This window comes from Micromonospora sp. CPM1 (genome assembly GCF_023896895.1).
GTDB lineage: Bacteria > Actinomycetota > Actinomycetes > Mycobacteriales > Micromonosporaceae > Micromonospora > Micromonospora tulbaghiae.
The window spans coordinates 51,976-71,600 of the sequence record NZ_JAMHIU010000021.1 but is presented as its reverse complement, the minus strand read 5'-3'; the positions used below and the strand labels follow the sequence as shown (position 1 = coordinate 71,600).

The window sequence follows — 19,625 nt, the reverse complement described above, 5'->3', positions numbered from 1 at the left end:
AACTCAGGTGCGCCGTCGATGTCCGCGTGCCTATCGTTCGGGCATGCGCAGCGCGGTAGTGACCACGACGCCGGGTGTTCCCGGCGCGCCGCACTGACGTTTCCGTCGACGAGGCCCCGGGGCGATCCGCTCCGGGGCCTCGCGGCGTTCCGGGCCTGCTCGCCTCCGGGTCGTACCCGATCAAGGAGAGCGACATGATCGACCATCGCAGGCTCGGCCGGGACCTGGAGCTGTTCGTCTCCGACCCACTCGCGGGCGCCGGGCTGCCGATCTGGCTGCCGGCCGGCGCCGCCGCCCGGCACGCCGTCGAGGAGTACGTCCGGGAGCTGGAGCGCCGGGCCGGCTACCGGCACGTCTACTCCCCACCGCTGGGCAAGCGGGAGCTGTTCGAGCTGTCCGGGCACCTGGGCTACTTCGCCGACGACATGTTCCCGCCGATGCGGCTGAGCGCCGACGACGAGTTCGTGCTGCGCCCGGCGCTCTGCCCGCACCACGCGCTGGTGTTCCGCGCCCGCGGCCGCTCCTACCGGGAACTGCCGCTGCGGGTCGCCGAGCTGGGCGGGATGTACCGGGCGGAGCGTTCCGGGGTGCTCGGCGGGCTGTCCCGGGTGCGCGCCATCTCGCTCAACGACGCGCACAACTTCTGCGCGCTGGAGCAGGTCGGCGACGAGGTCCGCGAGATCCTGCGGCTGATCGGCGAGGCGCACGCCGCGCTCGGCGTCCGTCCCGCCGGGTTTCGGATGTCGCTGCGCGGGCCGGGCCGGCGGTACGTGGGCGACGACGCCGGCTGGGCGCGGGCCGAGGAACTGCTCCGCGCCGCGCTCGACGGGGTGGACGTCGTCGAGGCGCCGGGCGAGGCCGCGTTCTACGGCCCGAAGATCGACATTCAGATCGTGGACGCGGCCGGCCGGGAGTCGACCATCTCCACCGTCCAGCTCGACTTCGACAAGCCGGAGCGGTTCGACCTGTCGTACACCGACTCGGACGGCCGCCGGAAACGGCCGGTGATGGTGCACCGCAGCCTGGTCGGCAGCATGGAGCGGCTGTTCGCGTACCTGATCGAGGTGCACGAGGGCGCCTTCCCCGCCTGGTACGCCCCGGTGCAGTTGCTGCTGCTCCCGGTGGACGCGGCGCAGGCCGACGCGGCCGTCGGGCTGGCCCGCCGGGCCGAGGCGGCCGGGCTGCGGGTCGAGGTGGACCACGCCGGTTCGCTCGGTGCCCGGATCCGGGACGCGTCCCGCCGCCGCGTCCCGTACACCGGGGTGGTCGGCCCCCGGGAGGCGGCCGACGGGTCGGTCTCGCTGCGCCTGCGCGACGGCCGGGTGCTCGACCCGATGCCCGCCGCGCAGGCGCTGGGCCTGGTCGGCGCGGTGGTCGCGAGCCGGTCGGCGGGGCTGCTCCCGCCGGCCTGACCCCGGCCCGTCCCGGTGCCGCGAAGGCACCCGGACGGCGGCCGGTGCCGGACCTGTGGCCGGGTCCATGTCAGTTCCCGACCGGCGTGCCGGCGCCGGCACGCATTCCCGGCGGGCCGGCCGGGGCGGGCGCCGGCACCTCGTCTTCGATCACCGCACCACTGAACTGCGCCCGGTAGAGCCGGGCGTACGCGCCACCGGCGGCGACGAGCTGGTCGTGGGTGCCCTGCTCGACGATCCGGCCCTGCTCCATCATCAGGATCAGGTCGGCGTCGCGGATGGTGGACAGCCGGTGCGCGATGACGAAGCTCGTCCGGTCCGAGCGCAGCGCCGCCATGGCGCGCTGGAGCAGCACCTCGGTCCGGGTGTCCACCGAGCTGGTCGCCTCGTCCAGGATCAGCAGCGACGGCTCGGCCAGGAACGCCCGGGCGATGGTGATGAGCTGCTTCTCCCCGGCGCTGACGTTGCTGCCCTCCTCGTCGATCACCGTGTCGTAGCCGTCCGGCAGGCTGCGGACGAACCGGTCCACGAACGTCGCCCGGGCAGCGGCGAGGATCTCGTCCTCGGTGGCGTCCGGCCGGCCGTAGGCGATGTTGTCCCGGATGGTCCCGCCGAACAGCCAGGTGTCCTGGAGCACCATGCCGATCCGGCCGCGCAGGTCGTCGCGGCGCATCGTGGAGATGTCCACCCCGTCCAGCGTGATCCGCCCGGCGTCCAGTTCGTAGAACCGCATGACCAGGTTGACCAGCGTGGTCTTGCCGGCGCCGGTGGGGCCGACGATGGCAACCGTGTGACCCGGCTCGGCGACCAGCGACAGGTCGTCGATGAGCGGCTTCTCCGGGTCGTACCGGAAGGAGACGTGCTCGAACTCGACCCGCCCGTGCGGGTCGGCGACCCGGGCCGGCTCGGCCGGGTCCGGGCTCTGCTCGCCGGCGTCGAGCACCGCGAAGACGCGCTCGGCCGAGGCCACGCCGGACTGCAGCAGGTTGGCCATCGACGCGACCTGGGTGAGCGGCTGGGTGAACTGCCGCGAGTACTGGATGAACGCCTGCACGTCACCGAGGCTCATCGAGCCCGACGCCACCCGCAAACCGCCGACCACGGCGATCGCGACGTAGCTGAGGTTCCCGATGAAGAACATCGCCGGCATGATCAGCCCGGAGACGAACTGCGCGCCGAAGCCGGCCCGGAACAGCTCCTCGTTCTTGGCGTGGAAGGCGGCCTCGACCTCCTTCTGCCGGCCGAAGACCTTGACCAGCTCGTGCCCGGTGTACGCCTCCTCGATCTGGCCGTTCAGCTCGCCGGTGTGCTTCCACTGGGCGATGAACTTGCCCTGGGACCGCTTGGCGATCTGGCCGGTGACCACCACCGACAGCGGCACCGCGACGAGCGCGACGACAGCCAGCAACGGCGAGATCCAGAACATCATCGCGAGTACGCCGACCACGGTGAGCAGCGACGTGAGTAACTGGCTCAGCGTCTGCTGGAGCGTCTGCGACACGTTGTCGATGTCGTTGGTGACCCGGCTGAGCAGCTCACCGCGGGGCTGCTTGTCGAAGTAGGGCAGCGGCAGCCGGTTGAGCTTGTCCTCCACGTCGGCGCGCAGCGTCAGCACGGTGCGCTGCACCACGCCGTTGAGCACCCAGCCCTGCGCCCACTGGAGCATGCTCGCGCCGACGTAGAGCACGACGGCGAACGCCAGCACCCGGCCCAGCGCGTCGAAGTCGATGCCGGCGCCGGGGATCACGTCCATCCGGGCCAGCATGTCGGCGAAGTTGCCGTTGCCCTCGGCGCGGGCCGCCTCCGCCGCCGCCTCGGTGGTGGTGCCGGGCGGAAGCTGCCGCCCGATCACCCCGCTGAAGATGATGTCGGTGGCGTGGCCGAGCACCTTCGGCCCGATGACGCTGAGCCCGACGCTGGCCAGGGCCAGCGCGAGCACGCCGGTGAGCTGGAGCCGGTACGGCCGCAGCCGCCCCAGCAGCCGGCGTGCCGACGGCCCGAAGTTCATCGCCTTCTCGGCCGGCATGCCCATGCTCATGTGCGGCGGGCCGCCGCCGGGACGCCGCCCGGCCGGAGGCAGCCGCGTCGGCTCGTTCTTCTGCTGCGGTACCGGCGGCGTGCCGCCGTTCCCCCCACTCACGCGGCCACCTCCGCCGTCTGCTGCGACGCGACGATCTCGGCGTACGTGGGGCAGCTCTCCAGCAGTTCCTCATGTCGTCCCATCCCGACGACACCCCCGTCCTCGAGCACGATGATCTGGTCGGCGTCGACGATCGTGGAGACCCGCTGGGCCACGATCACCACCGCCGCGTCCGCGGTGACCGGCTTGAGGGCGGCCCGCAGCCGGGCGTCCGTGCCGAGGTCGAGCGCGGAGAAGGAGTCGTCGAAGAGATAGATCTCCGGTTTGCGGACGAGCGCGCGGGCGATGGCCAGGCGTTGCCGCTGGCCGCCGGAGACGTTCGTGCCGCCCTGCGCGATCGGCGCCTCCAGCCCGCCCGGCATCTCGGCGACGAAGTCGCGCGCCTGGGCGATCTCCAGCGCGGCCCACAGGTCGGCGTCGGTGGCGTCCGGGTTGCCGTAGCGCAGGTTGCTGGCGACCGTGCCGGTGAACAGGTACGGCCGCTGGGGCACCAGCCCGATCCGCCGCCACAGTTCGTCCGGGGCCAGGTCCCGTACGTCCACGCCGTCCACCAGGACCGCGCCGGCGGTCGGGTCGACGAGCCGGGGGATGAGCGTCAGCAGCGTGGTCTTGCCGGCGCCGGTGGAGCCGATGATCGCTGTGGTCCGGCCCGGTTCGGCGCGGAACGAGATGTCGTGCAGCACCGGGGCGCTCGCGCCCGGGTACTGGAATCCGGCGCCGCGCAACTCCAGCTCGCCCCGGCCGGTGACCTCGGTGACCGGGTCGGCCGCCGGCACCACCGACGAGTCGGTGTCCAGCACCTCCTCGATGCGCTCGGCGCAGACCGCCGCCCGGGGCACCATCATCAGCATGAAGGTGGCCATCATGACCGCCATCAGGATCTGCATCAGGTACTGCAGGAACGCGGTGAGCGCGCCGACCTGGATCTGACCGGAGTCGACCCGTGCCGCGCCGAACCAGAGCACCGCGACGCTGGAGACGTTCAGCACCAGCATCACGATCGGGAAGATCAGCGCCTGGAGCCGCCCGATCCGCAGCGCGGTGGTGGTCAGGTCGGTGTTCGCGACCCGGAACCGGTCGGTCTCGTACGGCTCGCGGACGAACGCCCGGACCACCCGGATGCCGGTGATCTGCTCGCGCAGCACCCGGTTGACGGTGTCGATCCGGGTCTGCATGAGCCGGAAGCCCGGCACCATCCGGCGGATGATCAGGCCCAGCGCGACCGCGAGCACCGGTACGCAGACCAGCATCAGCCAGGAGAGCCCGACGTCCTCGCGCAGCGCCATCACCACGCCACCGACGCTCATGATCGGTGCGGCCACCAGCATGGTGCAGCTCAGCAGCACCAGCATCTGCACCTGCTGGACGTCGTTGGTGTTACGGGTGATCAGGGACGGCGCCCCGAACCGGGCGACCTCGCGGGCGGAGAAGCTGTTGACGCGCCGGAAGATCGAGCCGCGTACGTCGCGGCCGAAGGCCATCGCGGTCTTGGCGCCGAAGTAGACGGCGGCGATCGAGCAGGCGATCTGGAGCAGGCTGACCAGCAGCATCCACCCGCCCGTACGCATGATCTGGTCGGTGTCGCCGACCGCGACGCCCCGGTCGATGATGTCGGCGTTCAGGCTCGGCAGGTAGAGCGAGGCGATGGTGCCGACGAACTGGAACGCCACCACGGCGGCCAGCCATCGTCGGTACGGGCGCAGATGTGTGCGGAGCAGGCGGATCAACACGGATGGCTCCCCGTTGGCGGCTCGGTGTCGGACTCGCTGTCCCGGTTCAACCGACGGAGGTCCCCGTCGGACATGCCGGTGATGATTTCGATCAGGAACTGGCGGATCACCGCCCGGTTCGCCGGGTCGGCGTCGACCGACGTCAACGGCCGGTCGCTGTGGATCATGTCGATGATGGCGCGGGCGTGCTCGCCGCCCTTGTCGGTCAGGGCGAGCCGGACCGTGCGGCGGTCCTCCGGAGCGCGACGGCGGTTGACGAAGCCGTCGCGTTCAAGGGTGTCCACGATGCCGGTGAGCGTGGCGGGCCGGACGAAGCACAGCTCGGCCATTTCTCGGTGGCTAACGTCGCCGGAGCGGAGGAGGATCATCAGGACCCGCATGCCGGCGGACGTGAGCCCGTGGTGTTCGGCCAGGTAACGCCCCCAGTGCTGCTCGACGACGTGACCGGCGATCGAGATCAGCCGGCCGAGTGGCGCGTGGTGCAACGCGTCGGGGAAGCGGACGAGCGGGCCCATGTTCACGAGCGTCAGATTAGCTCCCGAACCATCAGGGCCCAAACTATTTCTGAGAATCTCCTCAGCCGCGGTCCGCGCGGGCGCGCGGCGGCTCGTCCGGGGCGGTGGCGACGTACTCCCGCATGACGTCCGCGACCTCGCGCAGGAACGCCGAGGTGGCCTCGGCCTGCTCGGGGGTGAGCCGGGCGACCGCCCGGTCGACCCCGACGAGCATCGGGCGCAGCGCCTCCAGCACCTCACCCACGGCGCTCTCGGTCACCTGGAGGCTGAGCCGCCGCCGGTCGTGCGGGTGCGGGGTCCGGGCGACGTGGCCGGCCTGCACGAGCCGGTCGACGAGCGTGGTCGCGGAGGCGGACCGGATGCCGAGCCGGTTGCCCAGCTCGACCGGGCCCAGCGGCTCCGGGCTGGAGACCAGGTGGTCGATCGCCGCGGCGTCGGTCGCGTTGATGCCCAGGCGGCGGGCCAGCGCGGCCCGGGTGTCCCCGGCGATCCGCAGCACGTCGCGCAGCGCGCGGGAGGCCTCGCTGCTCGGCGGCGGACCCGGCGCGGGCTCTCCGGTTGACGGCACCCCCTCCATGGGATAAAGCTAGCATCTCAGGTAGCTAGAAAATCTAGCTAAAGGGAGGGCGCAATGCGCGGCGACGGGCGCGGACGCTGGTTCGGGCTGCTGGCCATCAGCCTCGGCGTAGCGATGATCATCGTGGACGCCACGATCGTGAACGTCGCGGTGCCGCAGATCATCCGGGACCTCGACATCACCTCCACCGACGCGCAGTGGGTGCAGGAGGCGTACACCCTGGTCTTCGCCGCGTTGCTGCTGGTCGCCGGCCGCTTCGCCGACCGGTCCGGGCGGCGGCGGATGTTCCTCGTCGGCGTCACCGTGTTCGTGGTCGCGAGCGTGCTCGCGGCGCTCGCCGGCTCCGGCGAGACACTGATCGCCTCCCGGGTGCTCCAGGGCGTCGGCGGGGCGATGATGCTCCCCACCTCGCTCTCCCTGCTCAACGCCAACTTCACCGGCCGGGAGAAGGGCATCGCGTTCGCCGTCTGGGGCTCCACGATCGGTGGCGCGGCGGCGCTCGGACCGCTGCTCGGCGGCTGGCTCACCACCACGTACTCCTGGCGGTGGGCCTTCGGCATCAACGTCCCGGTCAGCCTGGCCGTGATCGTGGCGACGCTCGTGCTGGTGGCCGAGTCCCGCGACGAGCGGGCCGAGCGCGGCCTGGACCTGCTCGGCGCGCTGCTCTCGGTGATCGGCATGACCGGCGTGGTCTTCGCGCTGATCGAGGGCCGCACCTACGGCTGGTGGGAGCGGGAGCGGCCGTTGCGCCTGTTCGGGCTCGACTGGACCGCGTCGATCTCGCCGGTGCCGGTGGCCGCGCTGGTCGGCCTCGTCGCACTCGGGATCTTCCTGGCCCAGCAGGTACGCCGCAACCGGGCCGGCCGTCCGGCACTGCTCGACCTGTCGCTGTTCGGCATCGGCTCGTTCCGCAACGGCATCCTGGCCGCCGCGATCGTCAGCCTCGGCGAGTTCGGCCTGCTGTTCGCGCTGCCACTTTGGTTCCAGAACGTGCTCGGCTACAGCGCCTTCCGCACCGGTCTGGCGCTGCTGCCGCTCGCCGTCGGCAGCTTCCTGGCCAGCGGCATCGGCGCGCCGCTGACCCAGCGCTGGGGCGCGGCCCGGGTGGTCCAGCTCGGCGTCGCCGCCGAGCTGGTCGGCGTCGCCGGGCTCGGGTTCGTGGTCGCGCCGGACACCAGCTGGTGGGCGCCGCTGGGCTTCCTGTTCGTGTACGGCGTCGGCGTCGGCCTGGCCACCGCCCAGCTCACCGGCGTCTCCCTGTCGCAGGTGCCGGTACGTCGCAGCGGCCAGGGTTCGGGCCTGCAGAGCACCGCTCGGCAGGTCGGCTCCGCGCTCGGCATCGCGGTGCTCGGCACCGTGCTCTTCGCCGGTCTCGGCGGGCTGCTCGGCGACCGCCTCGCCGACCAGCCCGGACTCACCCCCGCTCAGCGGGACCAGGTGGTGAGCGCGGTGAAGGAGAGCGCCGGTGCGGCGATCGGCGGTCTGGAGGCGGACCCGCGTACCGCCCCGATCGCCGCGGAGGCGAAGGCGGCTTTCTCCGACGCCACCCGGTACGCGGCCTTCGCCGGAGCCGGGTTCCTGCTGATCGGCCTGATCGCCTGCCTGCGCCTGCCGACGGTCCGCGCCGACGAGACCGGGGACTCCCCACCGGCCGAGACGGAGCCGGCCCGGGCCTGAGCCGGCGCCCCGCCGGCCCTCGTCCCGGCGGGCCACCGGGTCGGCCCGGGCGGCCCGGGTGGGCGGCGGGTCATCCGCCGACGGCCACCGCCAGCGCGGCGGCCACGAAGACGACCTGGAGCACGGTACGGACGCCGAGCGGGGTCACCGGACGGCCGGCGAGCGTGAGGCGACGCCGCGCGGCGGACACGTTCGCGGGGAACATGGCGAGCATCAGCAGCACCAGCCCGGCCGCCGCCGGGCGCGCCGTGGCCGGGAACAGCAGCGCGAGCGCGCCGGCCAGTTCCAGCACGCCGGTCACGGTGACCAGCAGGTCGGGCCGGGGCAGCGACGGCGGGACCATCGCGATCAGGTCTGCCCGGCGGGACGCGAAGTGGGCCACGCCGGTCAGCACGAACATCAGCGCCAGCCCGACCCGCAGCGCGGGGTGCCACCCGTCCAGGGCGTCCACGCCGAGCAGGCCGGCGATCCGGGCCAGCGCGGTGCCGGCGAGGAGTGCGATCAGGGGTGCCATTTGTCGATCCCTCCGACGAGCATCTTGTCGATGACAAGATTGCGCGACAGGTGTCATCTTGTCAATGACAAGTTAGGGTGACGGCATGGCCTCGTATCACCACGGCGACCTCCGCCGCGTCCTGCTGAGCACCGCGGCCGAGGCGATCGCCGAGTCCGGGCCGGCCGCGCTGAGCCTGCGTGAGCTGGCCCGCCGCGCCGGCGTCTCGCACGCCGCGCCCGCACACCACTTCGGCGACAAGGCCGGGCTGCTCACCGCGCTCGCCACGCAGGGCTTCGACCTGCTCGCCGACGCGCTGCGGCAGGCCGGGGACGACCTGCTCGACACCGGCGTGGCCTACGTCGGGTTCGCGGTGCGGCACCGGGCGCACTTCGACGTCATGTTCCGGCCCGAGCTGTACCGGGCCGACGACCCGGAACTGGTCGCCGCCCGCGCGCGGTCGGGGGCACTGCTGCGCGGCGGCGTGGCCCGGCACACCGGGCGGGAGCCGGACACGGACGCGCTGGCCGCCTGGTCGATCGTGCACGGCTTCGCCACGCTCTGGCTCTCCGGCGCGCTGCCGCCCCGGGTGGGCGACGCCCCGGAGGCCGCCGCCCGTACCGTGATCAGGCGGTTGTTCGACTGAGCCGGCGGGCCGGCCGGGGCGTCACCAGCTCGTCGGCAGCGGCATCCCCTCGGTGTACCCGGCGGCGCTCTGCACGCCGACGAGCGCCCGCTCGTGGAACTCCTCCAGGCTGCGCGCGCCCGCGTACGTGAACGCGCTGCGTACCCCCGAGATGATCTCGTCGATCAGGTCCTCGACGCCGGGCCGGTTCGGGTCCAGATACATCCGGGCCGAGGAGATGCCCTCCTCGAAGATCGCCTTCCGGGCCCTGTCGAACGCGCTGTCCTCGGCCGTCCGGGCGCTCACCGCACGGGACGACGCCATCCCGAAGCTCTCCTTGTAGCGCCGCCCGTCGGCGTCGGTGTAGAGGTCGCCGGGGGACTCGTAGGTGCCGGCGAACCAGGAGCCGATCATCACGTTCGAGGCGCCCGCGGCCAGCGCCAGCGCCACGTCCCGCGGGTGCCGTACGCCGCCGTCGGCCCAGACGTGCCGCCCCAGCGAACGGGCCGCCGCGGCGCAGTCGAGCACCGCGGAGAACTGCGGGCGGCCCACGCCGGTCATCATCCGGGTGGTGCACATCGCGCCCGGACCGACGCCCACCTTCACGATGTCCGCGCCCGCGTCGACCAGGTCGCGTACGCCGTCGGCGGTCACCACGTTCCCGGCCGCCACCGGCACCGGCGGGTCGAGGCGGCGGACCGCCCGCAGCGCCTGGAGCATCCGCTCCTGGTGCCCGTGCGCGGTGTCCACGACGAGCGTGTCCACCCCGGCCTCCAGCAGCGCGGCGGCCTTGCCGGTGACGTCGCCGTTGATGCCCACGGCGGCGGCGATCCGCAGCCGTCCCCGGTCGTCCACCGCGGGCTTGTAGAGCGTGGCGCGCAGCGCGCCCTGCCGGGTCAGCACCCCGACCAGGCGGCCGTCGCCGTCCACCACCGGCGCGAGCCGCCGCCGGCCCGCCGACAGCCGGTCGAATCCGGTACGCGGGTCCGCGTCCGCCGGAACGGTGTGCAGCTCGGTCGACATCACGTGCCGGAGCTGGGCGAAGCGGTCCACCCCGACGGTGTCCGCCTCGGTCACCACGCCCATCGGCCGCCCGTCCGCGTCGACCACGACCACCGCGCCGTGCGAGCGCTTCGGCAGCAGGTGGATGGCGTCGCCGACGGTGTCGGTCGGGCCGAGCGTGATCGCCGTGTCGTGCACCAGGTGCCGCTGCTTGACCCAGCCGACCACGTTGGCGACGACCTCGATCGGGATGTCCTGCGGGATCACCGCCACCGCGCCGCGCCGGGCCACGGTCTCGGCCATCCGCCGGCCCGCGACGGCTGTCATGTTCGCCACCACCAGCGGGATCGTGGTGCCGGTCCCGTCGGTGGTGGCCAGGTCGACGTCGAGCCGGGAGCCCACCTCGGAACGGTTGGGCGCCATGAAGACGTCGTTGTAGGTCAGGTCGTGCGCGGGGACCGCGCCGTGAAGGAACCGCACCCGGCCATCATTCCCGCCCGGGCGCGGTCCCGCCGCCGGTGGTGGCTCAGACCACCCCCGGCTCGCGTCGTCAGGCGATGGTGCAGATCGCCGCACCGGCGGTGATCACCGCGCCGACCTCGGCGGCGAGCCCGCTCACCGTGCCGGCCTTGTGCGCGTGCAGCGGCTGCTCCATCTTCATCGCCTCCAGCACCACGACCAGGTCGCCCTCGGCCACCTCGTCGCCGTCCGCGACGGCGATCTTCACGATCGTGCCCTGCATGGGGGAGGTGAGCGTGTCACCGCTGACCGCGGCACCCGCCTTGCCGCCGCCACCCCGGCGGGCCGGCTTCTTCGCGGCGGGCGCGGCTGCCGCCGTACCCGCGCCCAGACCGGCGGGGAGGACGACCTCCAGCCGCTTGCCGCCCACCTCGACCACGACGGTCTCGCGCCCGGCCGGCTCGTCGGCGGCGCCCGCGCCGGCGGTGAAGGCCGGGACGGTGTTGTCCCACTCGGTCTCGATCCACCGGGTGTGCACTGTGAACGGCTCGGCGGTGAACGCCTCGTCGCGGATCACCAGGCGGTGGAAGGGCAGCGCGGTGGCCATGCCGTCGACCACCATCTCGTCGAGCGCGCGGCGGGCCCGCTCCAGCGCCTCGGTACGCGTCTCGCCGACGATGATCACCTTGGCCAGCAGCGAGTCGAAGTTGCCGCCGATCACGTCGCCGGCCGAGATGCCGGTGTCGACCCGCACGCCCGGCCCGGAGGGCAGGCGCAGCGCGGTGACGGTGCCCGGGGCGGGCAGGAAGTTGCGGCCCGGGTCCTCACCGTTGATCCGGAACTCGATGGCGTGCCCGCGCGGCGTCGGGTCCTCGATGAAGCGCAGCTTCTCCCCGTCGGCGATGCGGAACTGCTCGCGCACCAGGTCGATGCCGGCGGTCTCCTCGGTGACCGGGTGCTCGACCTGCAGTCGCGTGTTGACCTCCAGGAACGAGATCGTGCCGTCCGCGCCGACCAGGTATTCCACGGTGCCGGCGCCGTGGTAGCCGGCCTCCCGGCAGATGGCCTTGGCGCTGTCGTGGATCTGGGCCCGCTGGGCGTCGGTGAGGAACGGCGCGGGCGCCTCCTCGACCAGTTTCTGGTGGCGGCGCTGCAACGAGCAGTCCCGGGTGCCCACCACGATCACGTTGCCGTGCTGGTCGGCCAGCACCTGCGCCTCGACGTGGCGCGGCTTGTCCAGGTAGCGCTCGACGAAGCACTCGCCCCGCCCGAACGCGGCGACCGCCTCGCGGGTGGCCGACTCGAACAGGTGCGGGATCTCCTCCATGGTGCGGGCGACCTTGAGGCCGCGCCCGCCACCGCCGAACGCGGCCTTGATGGCGACCGGCAGGCCGTGGTCGACGGCGAACGCCATCACCTCGTCCGCGTTGCCGACCGGGTCCGGGGTGCCGGGCACCAGCGGCGCGCCGGCGCGCTGCGCGATGTGCCGGGCGGTCACCTTGTCGCCGAGGTCGCGGATCGCCTGCGGGGTGGGACCGATCCAGGTCAGCCCGGCGTCGATGACGGCCTGGGCGAAGTCGGCGTTCTCGGAGAGGAAGCCGTAGCCGGGGTGCACCGCGTCCGCGCCGGAGCGGGCCGCCACGTCGATCAGCTTGTCGATGCGCAGGTAGCTGTCGGCGGCGGTGTCGCCGCCGAGGGCGTACGCCTCGTCGGCGAGCGTGGCGTGCAGGGCGTCCCGGTCGGAGTCCGCGTACACGGCGACGCTGGCCAGCCCGGCGTCGCGGCAGGCGCGGATGACGCGGACGGCGATCTCGCCGCGGTTGGCGATGAGAACCTTGCGCACCTTGTGGCTCCTCCCGGGAGGTCGTTGCCGGGAGTTTAGCGGCCGAGCTGCGGAGCCTAACGATCGCTCAGTGTGGGATGCCGCACTGTAGTCAAACTTGGTTATTACGCTTGTCCCGTGTCGGCAACGCGGATGATGATTCTGGGTCTGGTCAGGTGGATGCAGCCGGTGCACGGCTACGACGTGCGCCGCGAACTGCTGAGCTGGAGTGCGGACAAGTGGGCCAACGTGCAGCCCGGTTCGATCTACCACGCGCTGCGCAAACTCACCGACGAGGGCCTGCTCCGGACCGTCTCGGTCGAGCAGGTGGGCGCCCGCCCGGCCCGCACCACGTACGAGGTGACAGCGAAGGGGGAGGACGAGTTCGAGACGTTGCTGCGGGCGCAGTGGTGGCAGCTCCACGAGCCGCCGGACCCCTTCGTGGCGGCGTTCTCCTTCCTGCCGGCGATGCCGCGCGAGGAGGCCGCCGCGGCGCTGCGCAACCGGGCGAACCTGCTCCGGGCCGGGGTCGAGTCGACGCGCGCCTCGTTGGACTCGGACTGGGTGCGCACCCGCAAGCCGGTGCACGTCGGGTGGATGTTCGAGCTGTGGCTGGCCCGCGCCGAGGCGGAGTCGGCCTGGTGCGAGCGGATCGCCGAGCGGATCGAGTCGGGAGTGTCGTACCTGCCCGATGGGATGGAGCGGGCCGAGGGCTGGTCGGGCTGGTCCGACGGATCGCGGTGACACGACATAATCAACGTTGACCAAAAGAGCTATATCGCGTTAGCCTCGGCGTGAATCGCGGGGGATTCGTGCGTCCTCGCGGACGATCGGCGGCCGCTCAGGTCCGCCCGGACGACCAGGAGCAGAAATGATCGAGACCAGGGGGTTGCGGAAGTCGTACCGCTCCCGCGCGGGTCGCGAGACGAAGACAGTGGACGCGGTCCGCGGCGTCGACCTCGACGTCGCAGCGGGGGAGATCTTCGGCTTCCTCGGGCCCAACGGCGCCGGCAAGACCACCACGCTGCGGATGCTCGCCACGCTCATCGAGCCGGACGGCGGCGAGGCCACGGTGGCCGACGCCGACCTGCGCAAGGACCCGGCCGAGGTGCGCCGCCGGATCGGGTACGTGGCCCAGGGCGGCAGCACCTGGGACGAGTCGAGCGCCCGCGAGGAGCTGGTGCTCCAGGCCCGCCTCTACGGCATCGGCAAGGCCGACGCGCACCGCCGTGCCGAGCGCGCGCTCGAAGCGTTCCAGCTCGTCGAGTACGCCGACCGCAAGTGCAAGACCTACTCCGGCGGCCAGCGCCGGCGCGTCGAGATCGCGCTCGGCATCATCCACGAGCCGAAGATCGTCTTCCTGGACGAGCCGACCACCGGCCTCGACCCGCAGAGCCGTGCGCACATGTGGGACGAGATCCGCCGGCTGCGTACCGAGGGGATGACCGTCTTCATCACCACGCACTACCTGGACGAGGCGGACGCGCTCTGCGACCGCATCGCGATCATGGATCACGGCGAGGTGGTCGCCGAGGGGACACCGGCCGAGCTGAAGCGGGAGATCTCCGGTGAGGTGGTGATCGTCGGCCTGGACGCGCCGAGCACCCCGCGCGCCGCCGAGCTGCTCGACACCGAGGCGTACGTGAGCAAACTGGAGACCGTCGACGAGGGCGGCCTGCGCCTCTACGTCGACGAGGGCGCCACCGCCATCCCGCAGGTGCTGCGCCGCCTCGACCACGCCGGGCTGGACCTGCGCTCGATCGAGCTGCACCGCCCCAGCCTCGACGACGTCTTCCTCACCAAGACCGGCCGCTCGCTGCGCGAGTCCTGACCCCCGGAGAAGCTGTCATGAAACTCGCCCGCGACACCTGGCTGATCTTCCAGCGCCAGACGCAACTGCTGCTGCGCAACCCGGTGTGGATCTTCGTCGGCGTCTTCCAGCCGGTGATGTACCTGCTCCTGTTCGCCCCGCTGCTCAAGCCGGCGCTGAACGCGCCCACCCAGGCCGCCGCGTACAAGATCTTCGTGCCCGGCCTGCTCGTGCTGCTGGCCATCTTCGGCGGCCTCTTCCAGGGCTTCGGCCTGATCGCCGAGCTGCGCGCCGGCGTGATCGAACGCTCCCGGGTCACCCCGGTCAGCCGGCTCGCCCTGCTGCTCGGCCGCTCGCTGCGCGACGTGGTCTCCCTGATCGCGCAGGCGATCATCATCACGCTGCTGGCGCTCGCGTTCGACCTGCGCGTGTTCATCGGCAACCTGCTCCTGGCGTACCTGATGCTCGCCCTCATCGCGCTGATGACCTCGGCCGTCTCCTACGGCATCGCGCTCAAGGTCAAGAGCGAGGACGCGCTCGCCCCGCTGATGAACACCGTCGCGCAGCCGGTGCTGCTGCTCTCCGGCATCCTGCTGCCGCTCACCTTCGCCCCCGGCTGGCTCCAGGGCGTGGCCAAGTGGAACCCGTTCTCCTGGGCGGTCGAGGGCACCCGCGCGCTGTTCAACGGCGACCTCGGCAACGACCGCGTCTGGCAGGGCCTCGGCATCATCGCGGTGCTCGCCGCCGCGGGTGTCTTCTGGGCCGCCCGCCAGTTCGCCCGCAGCGTCCGCTGAGCAGGGGAGACGTACCTCTCAGCAGGCAGGGGGCACCGGTGTCACGCGCGTAGCGTGGGCCGGTGCCCCGCCTCACCCGTGACCGGATCACCTGGCTGACCTACGCCCAGCTCGGTCTCTGGGGCTTCTTCCTCTACGGGTTCGGCCCGGTCGTCCCCCTGCTCCGCGACGAACAGGGCACCAGCGCCGCCGTCGCCGGCCTGCACAGCACCGGCATCGCTGTGGGCGCGCTCGCCGGCGGCGCGCTGTTCGCCCCGGCCGCCCGCCGCCTCGGGCGCGGCCCCGCCATCTGGCTCGGCCTCGCCGGCGTCGCCGTCGGCGTCACCGCGCTCGGCCTGCTCCGCCCGCTACCCGCGACGCTCGCCGCCGTCGCGGTCATCGCCACCTTCGGCATGATGGTCGTCAGCGGCGTGAGCGTGGTGCTCACCGCCCGGCACGGACCCGCCGCCCCCGCCGCACTCACCGAGGCCAACGCGGCCTGCGCCGGCATGGGCATCCTGGCGCCGCTGACCATCGGCGCCACCGTCGACGCCGGTCTCGGCTGGCGGCCGCTGATGGCCGTCGAGGTCGGGCTGATCACGCTGGTCGCGCTCGCCGCCCTGACTTTCCGGGTACGCGGGCCGCGACGCGCCCCCGCTGACGCGGCTGCCGGCATGCCGGTCCCCGTCGCCGCCCCCACCCGGGTGCCCGCCGTCCCCGGTTCCGGGGTGGCCGAAGCCGTCGTGCCCGCTACGGCCGTCCCTGCCTTCGGCGCGTCCGATGCCGGCGCGCCGGCTCCCGCCGTGCCCGCGTTGGGCGCTCCCGTCGCCGGGGTGTCCGAGAACGCCGCGCCTGTGCCCGCTTCGGTCGTGCCCGCTTCGGGGATGCCCGCTTCGGAGGTGCCCGCCTCGGGGCTGCGTGGGGCGGCGGGGCGGCTGCCGCGTGCGTACTGGATCGCCTGGGTCCTGATGTCCGTCACCGGGTCGATCGAGGTGTGCCTGTCGTTGTGGACCGCCGACGTGCTGCGGACCCACGCCGGGCTGAGCGCGGGCGGGGCGTCGGCAGCGGTAGCCGCGATCGTCTGCGGCATGTTCGCCGGCCGGATCGCCGGTGGCCGGGCCGCGCTGCGCTGGGCGCCGGTACCGCTGCTGCTCGGCGCGCTCACCGTCTCGCTGGCCGGGTTCGCGCTGTTCTGGGCCAGCACGGTCGGCTGGCTGGCGGTCACCGGGCTGGTCGTGCTCGGGCTCGGCAATGCGCTGCACTACCCGTTGGCGATCTCGATCGCGCTGGCCGTGGCCGGTCCGGCCGCCGACAAGGCGGCGGGCTGGTCCGCGTACTCGATGGGTGTGGGTTTCGGGATCGCGCCGGTGGCGCTCGGGTGGGTGGCCGACGGCGTCGGCCCGCACCCGGCGTTCCTGCTGCTGCCCGTGTTCATCGCGGTCGCGGTGCTGCTCACGGTGCGGCTGGGCCGGGCCCTGCGCGTGCCGGTCCGCGCTGCTTGATCGACTCCATTCCGGCGTGGTGGCGGCTTCCGGCGATCAGGGATACCGCCACCACGGCGAGGTTGTGTCCGGCCGGTTCAGAGCACCCGGGCGAGTGTCACACCGTCGGCGATCGGCAGCATGACCGCCTCGACGCGGACGTCAGCGATCACCGCGTCGTTGAAGGCGGCGATGGCCCGGTCGTCGGCGTTGCGCGGGGCGAGCACGCGGCCGTCGCGCAGCGTGTTGTCGACGGCGATCACCGCGCCGGGACGCATGCGGGGTACCAGCTCGTCCCAGTAGATCGGGTAGCCGACCTTGTCCGCGTCGATGAACGCGAAGTCCAGGTAACGCTCGCGGGGCAGCTCGCGCAGCGTCTGGGCGGCCGGGCCGATGCGCAGCTCGATCCGGTCCTGCACACCGGCGCGCTCCCAGTAGCGCCGGGCCACGCCCGTGTACTCCTCGGAGATGTCGAAGCAGGTCAACCGCCCGCCCTCGGCCAGCCCGCGGGCGATCGCCAGCGAGGAGAGGCCGGTGAACGTGCCCACCTCGACCGCCTGCCGTACGCCGAGCAGCCGGGTCAGGAACGTCAGGAACGCGGCCTGCTCCGGCGCGACCTGCATGACCGCCTCGGCGGGCAGGGCCGCGAGGGTCTCCTCGGCCAGCTCCCGGACGATCTCGTCCGGCGCTGAGCCGTGGGCCACCAGGTAGGCGTGCAGTTCCGGGGTGAGCGGCAGCGGCTTCGTGGTCATGTCCGGACGTTAGCCGAGATGTTCGATCTCCTGGCCCCCGGGCGCGACCTTCGTCCACAGGTCGACGATGCTCAGGTCCACCTCGGCGAGCAGCCGGCGCAGCAACGGCAGGGACAACCCCACCACCGTGCCCGGGTCGCCCTCGATCCCGGTCAGGAACGCCCCGCCCAGCCCGTCGATGGTGAACGCGCCGGCCACGGCCAGCGGCTCGCCGGTCGCCACGTACGCGGCGATCTCGTCGTCGCTGATGTCGGCGAAGTGCACGGTGGTCGAGGCGACCGCCTCGGCCCGGGACTCGTGGGTCACGTCGATCAGGCAGTGCCCGGTGTGCAGGACGCCGCTGCGCCCACGCATCCGCTGCCACCGCCGGGTCGCGTCCGCCGCGTCGTCAGGCTTGCCGAGGATCTCGCCGTCGAAGGCGAGCACCGAGTCGCAGCCGAGCACCAGCGTGCGCTCGTCCGGAGAGGGCCGCAGCCGATCGCGTACGGCTTGCGTCTTCAGCCGGGCCAGTTCCAGGCACAGATCCTCGGCCCGATCGCTCACCACCTGCGACTCGTCCACGCCGCTGACCAACACGTCGGGCTCGATCCCGGCGGCCTGGAGCAGCTTGCGGCGGGCGGGGGACTGCGAGGCGAGCACGAGGCGCACCGGTACGGAGGTCGACACCCCGCCGACGCTACCGGCTGACCCTCGGCGGCGGGTCGTCGGCGCGTCGGCGGCGCCGCCAGAACAGGTAGCCGCCACCCGCCGCCACCAGCACACCCAGGGTCGCGAGTCCGCGTACGGTCGCGCTGCTGTCGGCGCCCTTGTCCGGGGCTGCCTCCGCCGATGCCGGTGGGGTGACGTTGGAGGACTCGAAGCCGAGCGGGGGGACGTCGGCGGTGAGCGCGGCGACGAGGTCGATGACGCCGTAGCCGTACTGGTCGTCGCGGCCGGGTGGTCCCTTGTCGACGGCGGTGGCGGTCAGCCGGTGGGCGACTTCCTGGGCAGGGAGGTTGGGGTACTTGGAGCGGATGAGAGCAGCAGCCCCGGCAACGATCGCAGTCGCATCCGACGTGCCGCTACTGCGGCGGTATCGACCTGCGAGGCTCGTGGTGTAGATGTCGACTGCAGGTGCGAGGAGATCCACATCCGTCCCCTCAACCGAGAATTCGGCCTTGTCGCCCTGTCTATCAGCGCCGCCTACGGCGATCACGCCCTGCTCGGACGCCGGATAGCTAATCGACGTTTCGCTCGGGAGATTCCCGACGGCTGCCACTACGACGATGTTCGCTTCAAGTGCAGCCCTTATCGCAGATTGCAAGCGAGGGGTTGGGGTGCTGGCCGCAGAGATGCTAATTACGTCTACATGTTCAGCTATCGCATACTCCACGCTGGCTGCTAAATCGTCGGGTTGGCCCAGTCCGTTCGTCGGTGTGTCGAAGATCGGGAGAATCTTGGACTTTGGTGCCACCCCGAGTGCCCCACGAGTGCCTCCGCGCCCGTGCGCCGCAATGAGGCCAGCCATGCCGGTTCCGTGGCTATTCGTATCCCGAAGGCCGTCCCCGCTTCCTCCCGTAATCACATCTGTTCCTGGAAGCAAGTTCTTCTCTAGATCCGGGTGAGCTTCGACCCCAGTGTCCGGAACTGCTACAACGATCCCTTCGCCCTGACTGATCTCGTGGGCTTCTGCAGTTCTCAAAAAGCCTAGATGCCACTGGTCACCCCTTACCCGCTCCGACCCGTCCGCGGCGGGTGGCATGGCCGATGTTGCCAGGCCAGGGCTGAGCGAGATTGCGAGTGACGCGGCTACGCTTCGTGCCACCAGCAGTGCGTGGGGAATCACCGATTGAAGCCTATGGCAGGCCCAGGGTCGATCGGTCCCTCGTCAGGCGGCTCCAATATTGGATCCACACCGCGTTCGACTTCCCAGGGATTGTCCGGATCCCAGCGCCGTTCCAAGTCTCTATCTAAGCCGTTGCTGTTCTGCCTCCCATGGGTAGGAGGCAGGCCGGGAGCGCCGCCGAGGGGGGTCAACCCTGGTGTACCAATGTGTGGACCTCTCCCCGTATTCGGTCGAGACCCTGCAGCTCCTGTCGGCGCAGTGCCGGCGGCGCCTCCCCCGATAACTCCACCCGGAGGATTGACGCGCCTAGTGGGGCCGCCCACGGCGGGCTGGCCGAGGGGGACTCCCGGGATCACTCCGTTTGTTCCGGTCGGACGCGGCGGAAGTGATCGGTTAGTGCTCTTCCCAGCAACTGGATCGTTCCCGATCGGGCTCAAGCTTGTGCCGCGATTGGGTGCCGCGGGAAGGGGGATGCCAGAGGTGCCGGAGGGCGTATTAGGAGTAGAAGGGGATGCGGCTCCAGGTGGCATCG

At 72.1% G+C, this 19,625-nt stretch carries 17 protein-coding genes; 7 read left to right on the top strand and 10 right to left on the bottom strand.

The window, feature by feature from the left end:
• Positions 1-194: 194 nt before the first annotated feature.
• Positions 195-1,412, top strand: coding sequence for a threonine--tRNA ligase (gene thrS, locus M8C11_RS23585; RefSeq protein WP_252453176.1), 1,218 nt, complete (start codon positions 195-197; stop codon positions 1,410-1,412).
• A 70-nt stretch (positions 1,413-1,482) separates the two neighbouring features.
• Here thrS and M8C11_RS23580 read toward each other — a convergent pair whose 3' ends face one another.
• The 4 genes from M8C11_RS23580 to M8C11_RS23565 form a co-directional block, all read right to left on the bottom strand.
• Positions 1,483-3,438 carry an ABC transporter ATP-binding protein gene (locus M8C11_RS23580; RefSeq protein ID WP_374669007.1) on the bottom strand — a complete coding sequence of 652 codons (1,956 nt, stop codon included), beginning with the start codon at positions 3,436-3,438 and terminating at the stop codon, positions 1,483-1,485.
• Between the two features lie 110 nt (positions 3,439-3,548).
• Entirely contained in the window at positions 3,549-5,282 is a 1,734-nt protein-coding gene (locus M8C11_RS23575) for an ABC transporter ATP-binding protein (protein WP_120571656.1), read from the bottom strand.
• Complete coding sequence (locus M8C11_RS23570; protein WP_252453174.1) at positions 5,276-5,797, bottom strand: MarR family winged helix-turn-helix transcriptional regulator; 522 nt, start codon at positions 5,795-5,797, stop codon at positions 5,276-5,278. Before M8C11_RS23570 ends, M8C11_RS23575 begins: the two co-directional genes overlap by 7 nt.
• A 61-nt stretch (positions 5,798-5,858) precedes the next feature.
• The gene (locus M8C11_RS23565) at positions 5,859-6,374 is read right to left on the bottom strand and encodes a MarR family winged helix-turn-helix transcriptional regulator (RefSeq protein ID WP_252453171.1); all 516 of its coding nucleotides are present in this window, start codon (positions 6,372-6,374) and stop codon (positions 5,859-5,861) included.
• 54 nt (positions 6,375-6,428) lie between these two features.
• Between M8C11_RS23565 and M8C11_RS23560 the strand changes: the two genes are divergently transcribed.
• Entirely contained in the window at positions 6,429-8,051 is a 1,623-nt protein-coding gene (locus M8C11_RS23560; protein WP_252453168.1) for a DHA2 family efflux MFS transporter permease subunit, read from the top strand.
• 70 nt (positions 8,052-8,121) lie between these two features.
• Here the strand turns inward: M8C11_RS23560 and M8C11_RS23555 are convergent, their stop codons facing one another.
• A complete protein-coding gene (locus M8C11_RS23555; RefSeq protein ID WP_120571655.1) occupies positions 8,122-8,565 on the bottom strand; it encodes a DoxX family membrane protein in 444 nt (147 codons plus the stop codon).
• Positions 8,566-8,650: 85 nt separating this feature from the next.
• On the opposite strand from M8C11_RS23555, the gene M8C11_RS23550 reads away from it, so the two are divergent.
• Positions 8,651-9,190, top strand: a complete 540-nt coding sequence (locus M8C11_RS23550; RefSeq protein WP_252453165.1) for a TetR/AcrR family transcriptional regulator — start codon at positions 8,651-8,653, stop codon at positions 9,188-9,190.
• Between the two features lie 21 nt (positions 9,191-9,211).
• Here M8C11_RS23550 and M8C11_RS23545 read toward each other — a convergent pair whose 3' ends face one another.
• The gene (locus M8C11_RS23545) at positions 9,212-10,651 is read right to left on the bottom strand and encodes a GuaB1 family IMP dehydrogenase-related protein (protein WP_252453163.1); all 1,440 of its coding nucleotides are present in this window, start codon (positions 10,649-10,651) and stop codon (positions 9,212-9,214) included.
• A gap of 70 nt (positions 10,652-10,721) precedes the next feature.
• Positions 10,722-12,473, bottom strand: a complete 1,752-nt coding sequence (locus tag M8C11_RS23540; protein ID WP_252453161.1) for a biotin carboxylase N-terminal domain-containing protein — start codon at positions 12,471-12,473, stop codon at positions 10,722-10,724.
• Positions 12,474-12,605: 132 nt separating this feature from the next.
• On the opposite strand from M8C11_RS23540, the gene M8C11_RS23535 reads away from it, so the two are divergent.
• The 4 genes from M8C11_RS23535 (at position 12,606) to M8C11_RS23520 (ending at position 16,537) form a co-directional block, all read left to right on the top strand.
• Complete coding sequence (locus M8C11_RS23535) at positions 12,606-13,196, top strand: PadR family transcriptional regulator (protein ID WP_120571651.1); 591 nt, start codon at positions 12,606-12,608, stop codon at positions 13,194-13,196.
• A 127-nt stretch (positions 13,197-13,323) separates the two neighbouring features.
• The gene (locus M8C11_RS23530) at positions 13,324-14,283 is read left to right on the top strand and encodes an ATP-binding cassette domain-containing protein (protein ID WP_252453159.1); all 960 of its coding nucleotides are present in this window, start codon (positions 13,324-13,326) and stop codon (positions 14,281-14,283) included.
• A 17-nt stretch (positions 14,284-14,300) separates the two neighbouring features.
• On the top strand, positions 14,301-15,056 hold the full coding sequence (locus tag M8C11_RS23525; protein ID WP_013284036.1) for an ABC transporter permease: 756 nt from the start codon (positions 14,301-14,303) through the stop codon (positions 15,054-15,056).
• 62 nt (positions 15,057-15,118) lie between these two features.
• On the top strand, positions 15,119-16,537 hold the full coding sequence (locus M8C11_RS23520; RefSeq protein ID WP_252453157.1) for a sugar MFS transporter: 1,419 nt from the start codon (positions 15,119-15,121) through the stop codon (positions 16,535-16,537).
• A gap of 77 nt (positions 16,538-16,614) precedes the next feature.
• Here M8C11_RS23520 and M8C11_RS23515 read toward each other — a convergent pair whose 3' ends face one another.
• Genes M8C11_RS23515 through M8C11_RS23505 form a run of 3 tightly spaced genes read right to left on the bottom strand, consistent with a single transcriptional unit; the run spans position 16,615 to position 19,009 of the window.
• On the bottom strand, positions 16,615-17,268 hold the full coding sequence (locus tag M8C11_RS23515) for an O-methyltransferase (RefSeq protein ID WP_121684328.1): 654 nt from the start codon (positions 17,266-17,268) through the stop codon (positions 16,615-16,617).
• Between the two features lie 9 nt (positions 17,269-17,277).
• On the bottom strand, positions 17,278-17,934 hold the full coding sequence (locus M8C11_RS23510) for a nucleoside triphosphate pyrophosphatase (RefSeq protein WP_121684327.1): 657 nt from the start codon (positions 17,932-17,934) through the stop codon (positions 17,278-17,280).
• 10 nt (positions 17,935-17,944) lie between these two features.
• Entirely contained in the window at positions 17,945-19,009 is a 1,065-nt protein-coding gene (locus M8C11_RS23505; RefSeq protein WP_252453253.1) for a S8 family serine peptidase, read from the bottom strand.
• Between the last annotated feature and the right edge of the window lie 616 nt (positions 19,010-19,625).

Excerpts from the sequence above, each read along its gene's own strand:
- thrS (WP_252453176.1), top strand. The coding sequence starts at position 195 with ATGATCGACCATCGCAGGCTCGGCCGGGACCTGGAGCTGTTCGTCTCC.
- M8C11_RS23580 (WP_374669007.1), bottom strand. The coding sequence starts at position 3,438 with ATGCCGGCCGAGAAGGCGATGAACTTCGGGCCGTCGGCACGCCGGCTG.
- M8C11_RS23570 (WP_252453174.1), bottom strand. The coding sequence starts at position 5,797 with ATGGGCCCGCTCGTCCGCTTCCCCGACGCGTTGCACCACGCGCCACTC.
- M8C11_RS23565 (WP_252453171.1), bottom strand. The coding sequence starts at position 6,374 with ATGGAGGGGGTGCCGTCAACCGGAGAGCCCGCGCCGGGTCCGCCGCCG.
- M8C11_RS23560 (WP_252453168.1), top strand. The coding sequence starts at position 6,429 with ATGCGCGGCGACGGGCGCGGACGCTGGTTCGGGCTGCTGGCCATCAGC.
- M8C11_RS23555 (WP_120571655.1), bottom strand. The coding sequence starts at position 8,565 with ATGGCACCCCTGATCGCACTCCTCGCCGGCACCGCGCTGGCCCGGATC.
- M8C11_RS23550 (WP_252453165.1), top strand. The coding sequence starts at position 8,651 with ATGGCCTCGTATCACCACGGCGACCTCCGCCGCGTCCTGCTGAGCACC.
- M8C11_RS23535 (WP_120571651.1), top strand. The coding sequence starts at position 12,606 with ATGATGATTCTGGGTCTGGTCAGGTGGATGCAGCCGGTGCACGGCTAC.
- M8C11_RS23530 (WP_252453159.1), top strand. The coding sequence starts at position 13,324 with ATGATCGAGACCAGGGGGTTGCGGAAGTCGTACCGCTCCCGCGCGGGT.
- M8C11_RS23525 (WP_013284036.1), top strand. The coding sequence starts at position 14,301 with ATGAAACTCGCCCGCGACACCTGGCTGATCTTCCAGCGCCAGACGCAA.
- M8C11_RS23515 (WP_121684328.1), bottom strand. The coding sequence starts at position 17,268 with ATGACCACGAAGCCGCTGCCGCTCACCCCGGAACTGCACGCCTACCTG.
- M8C11_RS23505 (WP_252453253.1), bottom strand. The coding sequence starts at position 19,009 with ATGCCACCCGCCGCGGACGGGTCGGAGCGGGTAAGGGGTGACCAGTGG.